Origin of the sequence: Cupriavidus pinatubonensis, from assembly GCF_019602855.1 — a bacterium.
GTDB classification, from domain to species: Bacteria; Pseudomonadota; Gammaproteobacteria; order Burkholderiales; family Burkholderiaceae; genus Cupriavidus; species Cupriavidus pinatubonensis.
In genome coordinates this window covers 700,440-715,576 of sequence record NZ_CP080766.1, presented here as the reverse complement: position 1 = coordinate 715,576, position 15,137 = coordinate 700,440, and the positions used below count along the sequence as shown (strand labels likewise).

The 15,137-nt window shown below is 64.9% G+C and carries 13 protein-coding genes; 9 read left to right on the top strand and 4 right to left on the bottom strand.

Features of this window, described 5'->3' with window-relative positions:
- Window positions 1-42 precede the first annotated feature (42 nt).
- Window positions 43-1,353, bottom strand: a complete 1,311-nt coding sequence (locus tag K2O51_RS03235; RefSeq protein ID WP_140949643.1) for an MFS transporter — start codon at window positions 1,351-1,353, stop codon at window positions 43-45.
- 312 nt (window positions 1,354-1,665) lie between these two features.
- Here K2O51_RS03235 and K2O51_RS03230 point away from each other — a divergent pair, with 312 nt between their 5' ends.
- Together K2O51_RS03230 and K2O51_RS03225 are read left to right on the top strand one after the other, a co-directional pair.
- Window positions 1,666-5,580 (top strand): DUF748 domain-containing protein, encoded by a 3,915-nt coding sequence (locus K2O51_RS03230; RefSeq protein ID WP_011299753.1) that lies wholly within the window; start codon window positions 1,666-1,668, stop codon window positions 5,578-5,580.
- Window positions 5,581-5,727: 147 nt separating this feature from the next.
- Window positions 5,728-5,925 (top strand): rubredoxin, encoded by a 198-nt coding sequence (locus K2O51_RS03225; protein ID WP_084791939.1) that lies wholly within the window; start codon window positions 5,728-5,730, stop codon window positions 5,923-5,925.
- A 43-nt stretch (window positions 5,926-5,968) separates the two neighbouring features.
- Here the strand turns inward: K2O51_RS03225 and K2O51_RS03220 are convergent, their stop codons facing one another.
- Window positions 5,969-6,127: a hypothetical protein gene (locus K2O51_RS03220; protein WP_166487066.1), complete on the bottom strand. Its 159-nt coding sequence runs from the start codon at window positions 6,125-6,127 to the stop codon at window positions 5,969-5,971.
- 45 nt (window positions 6,128-6,172) lie between these two features.
- Entirely contained in the window at window positions 6,173-6,355 is a 183-nt protein-coding gene (locus tag K2O51_RS03215) for a hypothetical protein (protein WP_011299755.1), read from the bottom strand.
- 271 nt (window positions 6,356-6,626) lie between these two features.
- On the opposite strand from K2O51_RS03215, the gene K2O51_RS03210 reads away from it, so the two are divergent.
- The 7 genes from K2O51_RS03210 to K2O51_RS03180 all read left to right on the top strand — a co-directional run bounded on the left by K2O51_RS03210 (window position 6,627) and on the right by K2O51_RS03180 (window position 13,509).
- On the top strand, window positions 6,627-7,130 hold the full coding sequence (locus K2O51_RS03210) for a hypothetical protein (protein ID WP_011299756.1): 504 nt from the start codon (window positions 6,627-6,629) through the stop codon (window positions 7,128-7,130).
- Window positions 7,131-7,435: 305 nt separating this feature from the next.
- Complete coding sequence (locus K2O51_RS03205) at window positions 7,436-8,770, top strand: cytochrome c oxidase subunit II (protein WP_011299757.1); 1,335 nt, start codon at window positions 7,436-7,438, stop codon at window positions 8,768-8,770.
- Window positions 8,771-8,780: 10 nt separating this feature from the next.
- On the top strand, window positions 8,781-10,538 hold the full coding sequence (gene ctaD / locus K2O51_RS03200) for a cytochrome c oxidase subunit I (RefSeq protein WP_011299758.1): 1,758 nt from the start codon (window positions 8,781-8,783) through the stop codon (window positions 10,536-10,538).
- On the top strand, window positions 10,535-11,182 hold the full coding sequence (locus tag K2O51_RS03195; protein ID WP_011299759.1) for a cytochrome c oxidase subunit 3 family protein: 648 nt from the start codon (window positions 10,535-10,537) through the stop codon (window positions 11,180-11,182). Before ctaD ends, K2O51_RS03195 begins: the two co-directional genes overlap by 4 nt.
- Before the next feature lie 24 nt (window positions 11,183-11,206).
- Window positions 11,207-11,902, top strand: coding sequence for a heme-copper oxidase subunit III family protein (locus K2O51_RS03190; RefSeq protein ID WP_011299760.1), 696 nt, complete (start codon window positions 11,207-11,209; stop codon window positions 11,900-11,902).
- 8 nt (window positions 11,903-11,910) lie between these two features.
- Window positions 11,911-12,276: a cytochrome C oxidase subunit IV family protein gene (locus tag K2O51_RS03185; protein WP_011299761.1), complete on the top strand. Its 366-nt coding sequence runs from the start codon at window positions 11,911-11,913 to the stop codon at window positions 12,274-12,276.
- 9 nt (window positions 12,277-12,285) lie between these two features.
- Window positions 12,286-13,509 carry a DUF2252 domain-containing protein gene (locus K2O51_RS03180; protein WP_011299762.1) on the top strand — a complete coding sequence of 408 codons (1,224 nt, stop codon included), beginning with the start codon at window positions 12,286-12,288 and terminating at the stop codon, window positions 13,507-13,509.
- 15 nt (window positions 13,510-13,524) lie between these two features.
- Here K2O51_RS03180 and K2O51_RS03175 read toward each other — a convergent pair whose 3' ends face one another.
- The gene (locus K2O51_RS03175; protein WP_011299763.1) at window positions 13,525-14,952 is read right to left on the bottom strand and encodes an NAD-dependent succinate-semialdehyde dehydrogenase; all 1,428 of its coding nucleotides are present in this window, start codon (window positions 14,950-14,952) and stop codon (window positions 13,525-13,527) included.
- Between the last annotated feature and the right edge of the window lie 185 nt (window positions 14,953-15,137).

Here is a 15,137-nt window from a genome sequence, read left to right as displayed (position 1 = left end):
TGTGGCAACTTGCCGCAGTGCCTGGCAACTCGCCGCTGCGCATCAGCCGCGCGGGCGATCCTTGACGAACAACGCCGTCACCATGCCGAGCGCGCAGATGGCGACCACATAGTGCGCCGGCGCCAGCGGATCGTTCTTGAGCATCAACGTGACGACCATCGGAGTCAGGCCGCCGAAGATCGCATACGAGAGGTTGTACGAGAACGACAGGCCCGAAAAACGCACCTGGGCAGGGAACGCGTTGACCAGCACGAACGGCACGGCGCCGATGGTGCCGACCAGGAAGCCGGCGAGCGCATACAGCGGTACCAGCAGGTCGGGCCGGGTCTGGACGGTGGTGTAGAGCGCGTAGGCGCTGGCGGCCAGCAGCAGGCCGCCGAAGAACAGCGTGCGGCGCGCGCCGATGCGGTCGGCCAGCGCTCCTGATATCACGCAGCCGAAGGTCAGGCACAGCGTTGCCACGCTGTTGGCGATCAGCGCAGTGCGCGCGTCAAAGCCGTACAGCTTCTGCAGGAAGGTCGGGGTCATCAGGATCACCACGACAATGCCCGCCGACAGCATCCACGTCAGCAGCATCGACACGACGACCGCGCCGCGATGGTCGCGCACCACTGACTTCAGCGGCATTTCCGCCGCCAGAGCCTTGCGCTTCTGCAATTCGGCGAAGACCGGCGTTTCGTGCAGCCAGCGGCGCAGGTACATCGACGCAATGCCGAACACGCCGCCGATCAGGAACGGCACGCGCCAACCCCAGTCCGCGAGTTCGGCAGGCGTAAAGACCGAATTGATGCCGGTAGCCACGAGCGAGCCGAGCAGGATCCCGGCCGTCAGGCCGCAGGTCAGCGTGCCGCACGCATAGCCGACGTGGCGCTCCGGCACGTGCTCCGAGACGAACACCCAGGCGCCCGGCACTTCGCCACCTACGGCGGCCCCTTGCAGGATACGCAGCACCAGTAGCAGCATGGGAGCCAGCAGGCCGATGGTCTGGTAGGTCGGCATCAGGCCCATCAGCAGCGTGGGGACCGACATCAGCAGGATCGACAGCGTGAACATCTTCTTGCGGCCCAGCAGGTCGCCGAAGTGAGCCATGATGATGCCGCCGAGCGGGCGAGCCAGGTAGCCCGCGGCAAAGATGCCGAAGGTCTGGAGCTGGCGCAGCCAGTCTGGTACGGACGGCGGGAAGAACAGCTGGCCGATCACCGTCGCGAAGAACACGAAGATGATGAAGTCGTAGAACTCGAGGGCGCCGCCCAGTGCGGCGAGGGAAAGGGTCTTGTAATCCTGGCCCGTCAGAGATCGCGCGGGCTGGGCCGGCGCACCCGTGATCGGGGCGGTACTGCTGGTGGTGGACATGAGTTGACTCGCATGAATGGCATCTCATGCGAAGCGCACAACACGGATTGCGTGGAGGGTGTGGCCGGAGGGTACAGCGCGGGAGAAGCAGGCACTACGTGGCGGGTAAGCCGCAGGCTTGCGACGAAACGCTTCGCAAAGGCGTAAAGATATCAGATCCAGCCCTTGGCCCACGCGTTGTCTCGTTGATAAGACAAAGGACGATTCACTTGCTTTGCTGCGAGCCATGGCCATAATGTCAAAAAAAAGTGAAATCCGGGGCACAAAGTATCGTGCATTACGGGTGGCGGGGTTAGATTCATCGGGAATGACATGGAAATCAAGAGTTCCATACAGTTCGCCACGGCGACGCCGCGGCGAAAGCTGGCCTTGCGCGTGGCCGGCGGCGTGGTGGCCGCTTTGGCGATGTTTGGCCTGGCAGGATATTTCGGCGGTCCGCCGCTCATCAAATCGCTGATCGAGAAGAACGCGACGGAAGCGCTTGGCCGCAAGGTGACGCTGGGCGAAGCGCATGTGCGCCCGTTCGAACTGGCAGCGACGCTGACCGATTTCACCATTTACGAGCGCGACGGCAAGACGCCGGCGGTGACGCTGGGCGAGCTGGAGGCCGACACCTCGCTGGCCTCGGTCTGGCACCTTGCGCCGGTGGTGGATTCGCTGCATATCGACCGGCTGGCCGTCCATGTGGTGCGCGAGGCCGATGGCCGCTTGAGCTTTGCCGATATCCAGGACAAGCTGGCCGCGCAGCCGCCGAAGCCACCCGATGCCAAGCCGGCCCGCTTTTCGGTCAATAACATCGCCGTGACCGGCAGCTCGGTGGCCTACGAGGACAAGGTCGCCGGCTCGAACGTGCGGGTCGACAACCTGACCCTGACGCTGCCGTTCCTGTCCAACCTGCCGCATGACGTGGAGATCGTCACGCGGCCGACGCTCAGCGCGCATGTCAACGGGACGCCGCTTGCGCTCGATGGCACGGTGCTGCCGTTTGCCGATTCGCGCGAAACGCACCTGAACGTCAACTTCGACGGGCTCGATGTGGCCCGCTTCATGCCGTTTGCGCCGAAGCTCAAGGACGCAGACGTCAAGCATGGGCTGCTCGATACGCGCCTGACGCTCGGTTTCCGGCAGCAGAAGGACAAACAGGACATCTTCGTGTCCGGCACGGCGGCGCTGCGCGAACTGGACGTGCGCACGCTCGCCGGCGCACCGCTCATCAGCAACGGCAAGCTCGCGTTCGACATCGACCGCGTCGAGCCGCTCGCGCGGCAGGCGCATCTGCGCAGCGTCGACATCGATGGGCTGAACGTCGCGGCTGTGCGACGCGCGGATGGCTCGCTGAATCTCGCCACGGCTTTCGTGCCGCAGGCGGCTCCTGCCGCCAAATCTGCGCCGGCGGCCCCGGCGTCTGCACCGGCCGCGTCCGCGCCGGCAAAAGAGGCCGCCTGGCGCTATGCCGTCGATCGCATCACGCTCAGGCAGGCCCACATCGGCTTTGAAGACGCGCTGGCGCTTTCCGGCCCTGGCAAGCTTGCTGTGGGCCCGATCGACGCCCAAGTGAATGGCCTGGTCAGTGCCGAAGCCGACAAGGCGACCAAGCTGCAAGCCACGATCACGGTCGCCAATGGCCAGACGCTCACGCATATGGGCGAACTGTCGATGCGCCAGAGTACGCTGGCCGGCACGCTGGAAACTGCAGGACTGCAACCGCAGGGGTTTGCATCATGGTGGCCGCGTGAGCTGAGGGCGCAGTTCGGCAACACCGCAATCAATGCGGAACTCCATTACCGGATGTCGTGGGCGCAGCCCGTGTTCCAGTTCGTGCTGGAAAAGTCGCGGCTGGAACTGGCCAATGTCCGGGTCGCCACGCGCGAACCGGTGGTCATGCCGACGGTTGCGGTGCCTGCCAGCCAGCCGGCCGCGCGCAAGGTGCTTGCGGAACGTACCGAGCGCGCCAGCCGCGCCCGACGTGCGCGCGAGACCGACATCGAAGGGGCGAACCTGCCCTTGCTGCAGGCGGAAAAGGTCGTACTTGATGACATTGGCCTGGACCTGGCAAAGCAGACGTTCGAAGCAGGCCAGCTAGCGGTCACCAGCCCGCAGATAGCGGCGACGCGCGATTACCGCGGGCAACTCCTGGAAATGGCCCGCATCTGGGCAACCGAGTCGAAAGAGCAGGCCAAGGTCCAACGCAGCAGGCAGGCGACCGCGGGAACCACGGCGGAAAACGGGACCACGCCTCCTCCTGCCGCCGGGGGCTGGAAAGTGCGGCTCGGCAAGGTGGGGCTCGAAGGCGGTTGGGCACGGCTCGCTGACTATGCGCCAGCCGAAGTCAACCGTGGCCGCCCCGTTATTCATCAGTACCGCAATATCGGATTGAGCACGGGCGCCATTACATGGCCGCTTACCACGGCGGCTGTGCCCGTCAAGCTGCATGCCGAAACGGGCAAGCGCGGTGTGGTCGGCATCGAAGGCAATGTGCTGCCCGCCGCTCCCGCCGGGCAGCTTCAGCTCGACCTGCGCGATGTCGACCTTGCACCCGTGCAGCCCTATGTGGGGGATCGCCTCAATGCCGCGCTGCGCAGCGGCACGCTGACCGTCAAGGGCAAGGTGGCCTACAGCGCGCCCCCGGGCAAGCCGACTGCCGCGCGCTTTACGGGCAATGCGCAGGTGGCCAACGTGCGCACGGTAGACCGCGTCACTGGCGACGACTTCCTGCGCTGGCGCACGCTCGCGGTGTCGGGCATCGATTTCAACATGGACGACAGCAAGGGTCCGATGCGCGTGGCGTTGAATAACATCGCGCTGTCGGATTTCTATGCGCGCGTGATCCTGAACGCGAACGGGCGCCTGAACCTGCAGGACGTGATGGCGGGCGGCGCGGCCAAGGGCGAGGCGCAGCCGGCCACCAGCCTGACGCAGGCGAACCCGGCTTCGGCGCCGGCGGCGGCCTCCGCGCCGGCTGCTTCGCCGCCGCCGCAGGCTGCTGCGGGCCCCAAGCCGCAGGTGCTGATCGGCGGCGTGTCGGTGAATAAAGGCAACATCAATTTCTCGGACTTTTTCGTCAAGCCGAATTACAGCGCCAATCTGACCGGTATGAAGGGCTCGGTGTCGAAGGTCTCCTCGGGAGATCCGACGCCGGCCGATCTCGTGCTCAATGGCCGGCTTGATGATGATGCGCCGGTCAGCATCAGCGGAAAGATCAATCCGCTCGGCGAGCAGCTTTATCTCGATATCGCAGCCAAGGCATCGGGCGTGGAGCTTACGCGCCTGACGCCGTATGCGGCCAAGTACGCGGGGTATCCGATCACCAAGGGCAAACTCACCGTGGACGTGGCCTACAAGATCGACCACGGCAAGCTCGACGCGAGCAATCACCTGTACCTGGACCAGCTTACGTTCGGCGACAAGGTCGACAGCCCCGACGCCACCAAGCTGCCTGTGCTGCTGGCCGTATCGCTGCTCAAGGACCGCCACGGCGTGATCGACGTGAACCTGCCGGTGTCCGGCTCACTGTCGGATCCGGAGTTCAGCATCGGCGGCGTGATCGTGCGCGTGATCGTGAACCTGCTGGCCAAGGCGATCACCTCGCCGTTCGCGCTGATCGGATCGGCATTCGGCGGTGGCAGCGGCGAAGAGCTTGGCTACGTCGAATTTGCGCCGGGCACGTCGACACTGGCGCCCGCTGCGAAGGAGAAGATTGCCACGGTTGCCAAGGCACTCAACGATCGGCCTTCGCTGAAGCTCGAAATCAGCGGCCGCATCGACCCGGCCACCGACGAAGCCGGTGCCCGCCGCGCATGGCTCGACGCCCGCGTGGCCGAGCAGAAGCGGCGCGACCTGCGCAAGAGCGCGCAGGAAGGCGACGAAGCCAGCGATAGCGAGGCTGGGGAGCAGGGCGCCGACGTGAAGGTGTCGAAGCAGGAATATCCGAAGTACCTTGAAGAGGTCTACAAGCGCGCCTCCGTGAAGAAGCCGCGCAACTTCATCGGCATGGCCAAGTCGCTGCCGCCCGAGGAAATGGAACGGCTGCTGATGGAGAATGCCACGGTGTCGGAAACCGACCTCAGGCACCTGGCCGACCAGCGCGCGCTGGTCGTCAAGCAGGCGCTCGAGCGCGACGGCAAAGTGCCGGAAGACCGGCTGTTCCTGACCGCACCACATCTGAATGCCGATGGCATCAAGGACAAGGGGGCGCCGAATCGCGTCGATTTCTCGGTCCGGCAATAGGCCATCAGGGCTGTTAGCAAAGAGGCTGGCGCCGACCGGGCACCACCGGGGCGCCGGCGGCCGCTTTCGTTTGCCTGTCGCAAAAACCGCGTATGATTCGGCCCGGTGAAACTATCGGGCCGCCAGCGGGCGGCGTTACAGGAGAACGTGTTGCAGGATCAGCTGGAAGAAGCAGTCGCCTACAAGACCTGGGTTTGTGTGATCTGCGGCTGGGTGTACGACGAAGAGCAGGGCTGGCCCGATGACGGCATCGCGCCGGGTACCCGCTGGGAAGATATTCCTGATGACTGGCGTTGCCCCGAATGTGACGTGGGCAAGGCTGAGTTCGCGATGATCGAACTGTAACGTCATCGGCTTGTGCCGGTGGCGTCATTCGCGGCAGCAGTAATCAGTGGCGCACTGCCTGCCGGCAGATGCCGATACGTTGCCGGTGTCGCGCGCAACGACGGTAGCGCATGCGGTAGGGGTGGCTGCATCGCCACAGTGCGACCGCAACGGTCATGCACAGCAGCGTTGCCATGACGGTAGCAAGCAGGCCGATCGACATTGGGCGGCCCTCCTCTCTCTCGAAATACCAACCGGGCCTTGCGGCTCAGATCAGCAACGGCAATGCCTCAAGTACCAGCACCGCCACGAGCGCGCCAATCAGTGCGCCCATGGTGCGGCAGCTGATACGCAGGTATCTGGCGGTCACCGGGATCGAGCCCATTGCGATCACGCCTACCAGTGCCATCGGGATCAGGAATACAAGATCGTGCGCCTGGAAATGCCACATGGCGGTCTCCTGTCTCTCTGTCTTGTGATTCCAGTATAGACAGTGTGTGGCGGATGAACGGCCGCATGCATCGGGATTGACCCGCATGCCAGGCCTGGCAAATCGCGTACCGTGCGTGTCACCTCGTGCCATGCAATGTGTGGCGCTGCGCGGACTCCGGCATCTTTTTCGGCCCACCCAGTCCAATTCTGCAACCCGCGTGTCCTATGCTGAGCAAATACGCGGGCCTATCGCGTGGCCTATGGCGTAATACAGAGAGGCGGAGGTGGCTATGGAACTTCACATGCATTCGCACCATTACGTGCGACGCTCACCGGACTGGACTGCTGCCGCGGTGTCCGGGTTGGCGGCCGGCGCATTGCTGCTGGTGGTGGAGCTGTTCTGGTCAACGATGGTGTCGGGCGTGAATCCGTGGGGGACCACACGCATGATCGCCGCTATCCTGATGGGCCGTGACGTCTTGCAGACGTCGCTGTTCAGCGTAGGCACCGTGGCTGCAGCACTGCTGATCCACTTCGTGCTGGGCGCCGTGCTGGGAATGGTGCTCGCCGTAATCATCGCGCCGTTCCAGCTGGATTCGAGCATTCGCATGATCCTGCTCGCCGGCGCCGTGTTCGGCCTGGCGGTCTACCTGTTCGACTTCCATGTCATGACACGCTTCTTCACATGGTTCGCCGACGCACGTGGCTGGCACACGCTGGTCGGGCACCTGATCTTCGGCATGGTGGCGGCGGTTTGCTACTGGAAGCTGGAAAGCAAGGACGTATCGCATTGAGCGCTGCCGGTGCGGAGCGGGCGCTTCGCGCCGCCTGAACCGCGCCGCTTTGCAACAGGGCGGTTTTGCCGCGCGCTTTGCTACTACACGGGCCGCGTGCGACGACAACGGCGGATGGGCAACGACGCCCCATCCGCCGTTTTTTCCGGCGCGGCAGTGCTTGTGCAATGCGGCAAGCCCGCGCACCTGTCTGGCGTCGGTCTCGTCCCGATGTCGCCTTGCAGTGACCTGACGGCATGCACTAGTCTTATCTCAACCCTGCGTGACTTCCGCATCCCTCGCCGCGCGCGAGGAGGAGGGTGGATATGGCGATGGCCATCGTACTCGTAGTCATCGTCGTCGCTTCGGTGCTCTTTCATTTCATGAGCCCGTGGTGGGCGACCCCGCTGGCGTCCAACTGGAAGCAGATGGACGACACGCTGACCATTACGCTGGTCATCACGGGCGTCTTCTTCATCGTCATCAACCTGTTCCTCGCCTATATGGTCTGGCGCTTTCGCCATGATGCGCCGCGGCATGACGCGCAGCCCGGGCATCGTGCCGACTACCATCCCGAGAACAGGAAGCTCGAAATCTGGCTGACCATCGGCACGGCGCTCGGCGTGATGGCGCTGCTCGCGCCGGGCCTGTTCGTCTATGCGGACTACGTGCGCCCGCCGCGGGAGGCGATGGTGCTCGAAGTGATCGGTCAGCAATGGCAGTGGGCCTTCCGCTTTCCTGGCAAGAGCGGCCAGCTCGGTACATCCGACCCGCGCTTCATCAGCGGCACCAACCCGCTTGGCCTCAACCCCGATGATCCGCGCGGCCAGGACAACATTGTCATCAGCGGACCCGAAGTGCACCTGCCGCTGAACCGGCCGGTCAAGGTGCTGCTGCGCTCGCGCGATGTGCTGCACGACTTCTACGTGCCGCCGTTCCGCGCGCGCATGAACATGGTGCCGGGCATGGTGACGTCGTTCTGGTTCACGCCGACGCAGGCCGGGCGCTTCGAAATCCTGTGTGCGCAGCTTTGCGGCGTGGGCCACTACAACATGCGCGGCATGGTGGTGGTGGAAGAGCCGGCTGCGTTCGACGCATGGCTGGCGAAGCAGCCGACGTTTGCGCTGACGCTCGCCAAGGCCGCCGCACCGCCGGCAACTGCGCCGGTGCCGGCGGCTGGTGCCGCTGCCGGCGTGGATCCCGCGCTGCTGGAGAGGGGCCGTGCGCTGGCACAGAGCAAGGGATGCGCGGGGTGCCACAGCATTGACGGCAACCCCGGCGTGGGTCCGACGTGGAAAGGCCTGTATGGCAGGACCGAGACGTTTGCCGACGGTAGCACCGCCCCGGTCAACGATGACTTCCTGAAAGAGGAAATCACCAATCCGCAGGCTCGGCTGGTCAAGGGCTTCGGCCCGGTCATGCCCAAGATAGCGCTGACTGACGATGAAATTGGCGCCCTGATGGCGTATATCCGTTCGCAGGGCAGTGGAGCGGACACAGGCGCCGCGCCGCCGGAGTCCGCGTCGGCTGGGGCGCCCACCGGGGCCACCGCCGCGGCCGAGACCAGTTCGCAGGCAGCGTCGTCGGCATCGGGCACCTACACGACATCCAATGCCGCCGTGGTGCCGCCGTCGGCCTCGCCCAAGGCGGCGACGAAGTGAGGAGAGACGCATGGCTTACGCCGACGATGCCGACCACCACGCACCGCAGAGCTTCTGGACCCGCTACGTCTGGAGCCAGGACCACAAGGTGATCGCCGTGCAGTACACCATCACGGCCATCGTGGTGGGGCTGGTGGGCGTGGCGCTGTCCAACCTGATGCGCATGCAGCTCGGGTTCCCCGGCAAGTTCGATTTCATCGACGCCAACCGCTACTACCAGTTCGTCACCATGCACGGCATGATCATGGTGATCTACCTCCTGACGGCGCTGTTCCTTGGCGGCTTCGGCAACTACCTGATCCCGCTGATGGTCGGGGCGCGCGACATGGTATTCCCGTTCCTGAACATGCTCAGCTACTGGGTCTACCTGTTGTCGGTGATCGTGCTGCTGGCGAGCTTCTTCGTGCCGGGCGGGCCCACCGGCGCGGGCTGGACGCTGTATCCGCCGCAGGCCATCCTGCCCGGCACGCCGGGCTACGAGTGGGGCATCATCCTGATGCTGGTGTCGCTGGGCATCTTTATCGTCGCGGCGACGATGGGCGGCCTCAACTACGTCACCACCGTGCTGCAGGCCCGCACCGAAGGCATGACGCTGCTGCGCATGCCGTTGTCGGTATGGGGCATCTTCATGGCGACCATCCTGGCGCTGCTGGCATTTCCGGCGCTGTTCGTCTCGGCCGTGATGATGCTGCTCGACAGGACGCTCGGCACGAGCTTCTTCATGCCGGCAATGGTCTCGATGGGCCAGCAGCTGAACTACAAGGGCGGCAGCCCGCTGCTGTTCCAGCACCTGTTCTGGTTCTTCGGGCACCCGGAGGTGTATATCGTCGCGCTGCCGGCGTTTGGCATCGTCTCGGACCTGGTCAGCGTGCATGCGCGCAAGAGCATCTTCGGCTACCGCACCATGGTGTGGGCCATCCTGGCGATCGGAGTGCTGTCGGTGGTGGTGTGGGCGCACCATATGTTCGTGAGCGGCATGAACCCGTACTTCGGTTTCTTCTTCGCGACGACCACGCTGATCATTGCGATTCCGACCGCCATCAAGGTCTACAACTGGGTGCTCACGCTGTGGCGCGGCGATATCCATTTCACGGTGCCGATGCTGTTCGCGATTGCGTTTATCAGCACCTTCGTCATCGGCGGATTGACCGGACTGTTCCTCGGCAACGTGAGCGTCGATATCCCGCTGTCGAACACGTATTTCGTGGTCGCACACTTCCACATGGTGATGGGCGTGTCGCCAATCCTGGTGGTGTTCGGCGGTATCTACCATTGGTATCCGAAGGTGACGGGCCGCATGCTCGACGACACCATGGGCCGCGTTCACTTCTGGACGACGTTCATCGGCACCTACGCGATCTTCTTCCCGATGCACTACCTCGGCGTGCTAGGCATGCCGCGGCGCTATTACGCGTACGAGAACTACGCCTTCATTCCCGAATCGGCGCACGTGATGAACATGTATATCTCGATTGCCGCCTTCATCGTGGCAGCTGCCCAATTGCTGTTCGTCTTCAACCTTGCGTGGAGCCTGTGGCATGGGCGCAAGGCCGATGGCAATCCGTGGCGCGCGGCGTCGCTCGAATGGCAGACGCCCGAGACGCCGCCTGCGCATGGAAACTGGGGTCCGCACCTGCCGGTGGCGTACCGTTGGGCTTATGCCTACAGCGTGCCGGGTGCGAAAGAGGACTTCATCGCGCAGAACGCGCCGCCCGAAGCGGGCGGCGCCGAGCCTGAACCGCATGCAAGCCGTGGAGCCGTGGCATGAACGCCGAAGCCGTCTACAAGGTCAGCCGCGATGATTTCGGCGGCAATCCGTCGGGAGGCGGACATACCCGCAACGGGCAGGCAGGCGGCGCGCCCGCGAGCATTGGCCTGTGGGTCTTCATGGGCGTGGTCACGGTCTTATTCGCACTGTTCCTGACGGCGTATGCGATGCGCATGGACAGTCCGGACTGGCAGCGCATTGCACTGCCGTGGCAAGTATGGCTGTCCACCGCGCTGCTGACCGCCGGCAGCGTGGCCATGCAGGCTGCAGTACGCCTGGCACGCGCGGGCCGCATGGCCGGGGCGCGGCAGGCGATGCGTCTGGGCGGACTCGGTGCGGCAGCTTTTGTTGCGTCCCAGTTATGGGCGTGGCTGGCGCTGCACGCGGTCCATGTCGGTCCGGCGAGCAACCCCGCAGGCAGCTTTTTTTACCTGCTGACCGCCATGCACGGGCTGCACGTGCTCGGCGGCCTGGCGGGCTGGGCCTATGCGGCGGGATTCCGCGGCAGCGGTGAAGGTGCCGTGCTCCGCATGACGCTGTGCGCGCGCTACTGGCATTTCCTGCTCGCCGTGTGGGTGGTGCTGCTGGCCGCGCTGGGCTGGCTCACGCCCGAGATCGTGCGCTATATCTGCGGTACCGCGTAGCTCCCGGTGCCGAGGAGGATTCTCATGTCATCGAACGTCTCGACACAGCCCGACGCGCCAGGTGCCGTGGCCACGGGCCTGCGCGGCCTGGTGGCGGACTGGTCGTCGGACCAGCGCGCCTTCAAGGTGTCGTGGGGCAAGGCGATGATGTGGATCTTCCTGCTGTCCGACACCTTCGTGTTCAGCTGCTTCCTCACGGGCTACATGACGGTGCGCATGGCGACCACGGTGCCGTGGCCCAACCCCAGCGAGGTCTTTGGCCTGCGTATCGGCGGGCACGACGTGCCGCTGCTGCTGATCGCAATCATGACGTTCGTGCTGATCACCAGCAGCGGCACCATGGCCATGGCGGTCAACTTCGCGTACCGGCGGCAGCGGCGGCAATGCGCGCTGCTGATGCTGGTGACCGCGCTGTTCGGCGCCACCTTTGTCTGCATGCAGGCCTTCGAATGGACCAAGCTGATCGTCGAGGAAGGCGTGCGCCCCTGGGGCAACCCGATGGGCGCGCCGCAGTTCGGTTCCACCTTCTTCATGATCACCGGCTTCCATGGACTGCATGTGAGCTGCGGTGTGATCTACCTGCTGATCGTGGCAACCAAGGTGCTGCGTGGCCGGTATGAAGTCACCGGCAATTACCAGATCGTCGAGATCGCGGGCCTGTACTGGCACTTCGTGGACCTGGTCTGGGTGTTCATCTTTGCATTGTTCTACCTCTGGTGAGGCTTGCCATGGCTTCGACTCCGACTTCCGCCGCCCCGGCTCCCGCACACGGCCACGAAGACACCGCGCACACCGGCCAGCAGCATCCAATCGGCCTCTACCTGAAAATCTGGCTGCTGTTGTTCGTGCTGTCCACGCTCTCCTACATGGTGGACTATGTCGGTTTCACCGGCTACCTGCGCTGGACGCTGATCCTGCTGCTCATGGTGTTGAAGGCAGGGCTAATCGTCGCCGTCTTCATGCATATGGCCTGGGAGCGCATGGCGCTGATCTGCGCGATCCTGGTGCCGCCGCTGTGCCTGCTGATCCTTGTGTGGCTGATGGCGGAAGAGGCAAACTACACGTTCCTGACGCGCGGTATCTTCTTCCACTGACCATCACGCATGCATCCTGCCACCGAAGCCATCCTGCGTTTCAACCAGGGCAGGGACCCTGAGCGCTTCACGCGCAAGCTCGCCGCCATCGCCGCCGACCCGTTCGCATTCTTTCGCGGCACCAACCACCTGTACGTCGCGTCGCTGCGCAATGAGGACGCGCTGCTGGACGCGCCGACCACCTACGTTTGCGGCGACCTGCACCTGGAGAACTTCGGCAGCTTCAAAGGCGACAACGGCCTGGTCTACTTCGACCTCAACGACTTTGATGACGCGCTGCTGGCGCCACTGACCGTGGATGTGGTCCGCGTGCTGTCCAGCGTGATGGTCGCGGCCGGGCAGATCGGCTTGTCTGACGAGGATGCGCAGCGGGCCAGCGAGGCGATGCTGGCCGAGTATGCGGCGGTCCTGCAGCGAGGCAAGCCGCGCTGGCTCGAACGTGCCACGGCCATCGGCATGGTGGCGACGCTACTGCGCCGGGTCAAGCGGCGACGGCGCGGCGAACTGGTGGCGGAACGCGCGCAGATGCGAAAGGGGCGGCAGCGGCTGGTCTGCGATGGGCGGCACGCGCTGCCAGCCGACAAGGCGGCGCGTCAGCGGGCTCTGCAAATCCTGTCTGCCTATTCGGGGCAGGCACATGGCCACCGTTTCCGCGCCGAGGACGTCGCGCGGCGCGTGGCCGGCATTGGCAGCCTGGGACTGGAGCGCTACGTAGTGCTCGCGCATGACGAACGTGCGGGCGGCATGCCGCGCCTGATCGACATCAAGCGTGCCGCGCCATCTGCTTGGGATAACTTGCCCAACCGCGCGCAGCCACGCTGGAGCAGTGATGCACAACGCGTGGCGACTGTGCAGCAGATCATGCAGGCCGCATCGCCAGCATTGCTATCGCCGGTGGAAATGGGGAAGGCGTCGTACCTCGTGAAGAGCCTGCAGCCGACTGCGGACCGGGTCAACCTGGCGCACTGCGACAGCGCTGCGGCGCTGCGCGAAGTACTGGAAACCATGGCCCATGCCGCGGCCTGGGCACACCTGCGCGGGTGCGGGCACCACGCTGCCGATCGTATCGAGCAACTTCAGGAATTTGCCGCGGGAGCCCGCTGGCGCAAGTCGGTGCTGCGACTGGCGCGGCATGGCCATGCGGTGTCGCTGGCCCAATGGAAGGCCTATGCGGAGGACTATCGCAAGGCCATCAGCGGCGCCGCCCCGGAGTCGGCGGGCGGCGCGCAGTAGGTCGCGGGCGGGGCGTCAGACCTGAGTGATGAACTTGGTGACCAGGTAGCCGTCGAACGTCTCCTGGCCGCCTTCGCTGCCAATGCCCGAGTCCTTGATGCCGCCGAACGGCGTTTCGGCCAGCGCCATGCCGAAATGGTTGATGTTGACCATGCCGGCTTCCAGGCCGTTGGACACCTCGGTAGCCGTCTTCAGCGAATTGGTGAAGACGTACGAAGCCAGACCGAACGGCAGGCTGTTGGCGCGGCGCAGCACCTCGGCCGTGTCCTTGAATCGCGTGACTGGCGCGACCGGGCCGAACGGCTCGTCGACCATCAGCTTTGCGTCATCCGGCAGGTCGGTCACCACGGTCGGAGCGAAGAAGTAGCCTTTGTCGCCAATGCGCGAACCACCGGCCACGACCTTGCCGCCGCGCTGGTTTGCGTCGTCCAGGAATTGCTCCATCGAGAACACCCGGCGCTCATGCGCGAGCGGGCCCATCTGCGTGCCGTCTTCCAGCCCGTTGCCGACCTTGATCGAGCCGATCACCTCGGTGAAGCGTGCCAGGAACTTGTCATAGGCCTTTTCCTGCACGTAGAAGCGGGTCGGGGACACGCACACCTGGCCCGCGTTGCGCAGCTTGAAGCGCGCCAGCATTTCGGCGGCGGGTTCGATATCGGCATCATCGAACACCAGCACCGGCGAGTGGCCGCCCAGCTCCATCGTCACGCGCTTCATGTGCGCGCCGGCCAGTGCGGCCAGCTGCTTGCCCACCGGCACCGAACCCGTGAACGAGATCTTTCGCACGATTGGCGATTCGATCAGGTAGGTCGAGACCTCGCTCGGCACGCCCCAGACGATGTTCAGCACGCCCGGAGGCAGGCCGGCATCATGGAACAGCTGCGCCAGCGCGACCACGGCGCTCGGTGAGTCTTCCGGTCCCTTGAGGATCAGCGTACAGCCCGCGCCCACAGCCGACACGATCTTGCGGATGGCCTGGTTGAACGGGAAGTTCCACGGCGTAAAGGCCGCGCACACGCCGATCGGCTCGCGCACGACGATCTGGCGCACATTGGGCTGGCGCGGCGGAATCACGCGGCCGTAGATGCGGCGGCATTCCTCGGCGTGCCAGTCGGCATGCTCGGCGCAGACCAGCACTTCGCCGACCGCTTCGGCCAGCGGCTTGCCCTGGTCGAGCGTGATATTGCGGCCGATGTCCTTGGCGCGCTCGCGCGCCAGTTCGCCGACGCGGCGCAGGATCTTCGAGCGCTCCAGCGGCGAGGTTTTCTTCCAGCTTTCAAAGGCACGCTGAGCGGCGGCCAGCGCACGGTCCAGGTCGGCGCGGCTGGCGTGCGGCAGCTTGCCCAGGACTTCCTGGGTGGCGGGGTTGAGCACGTCCTGCTCTTTCCGGTCGCCGCCCTTGATGAATTCCCCGTCGATATAGAGGGCAAGATCCTGGTACATGCGTGTTCTCCTGGTAGTCGTGTCTGACGTTCCGGCCGCGCGTCGGTACGCGCGGCCAAGTCCGCTAGCTTAACGCGTCGGCGCGGAACGTGCTGACCACCGATGTCGGCACGGGGGTGGCACAAGCCGCAAGGGTGCAGGAGCGCCCGCAAACATACGGCGACAGGGCCACATCTTCACTACAC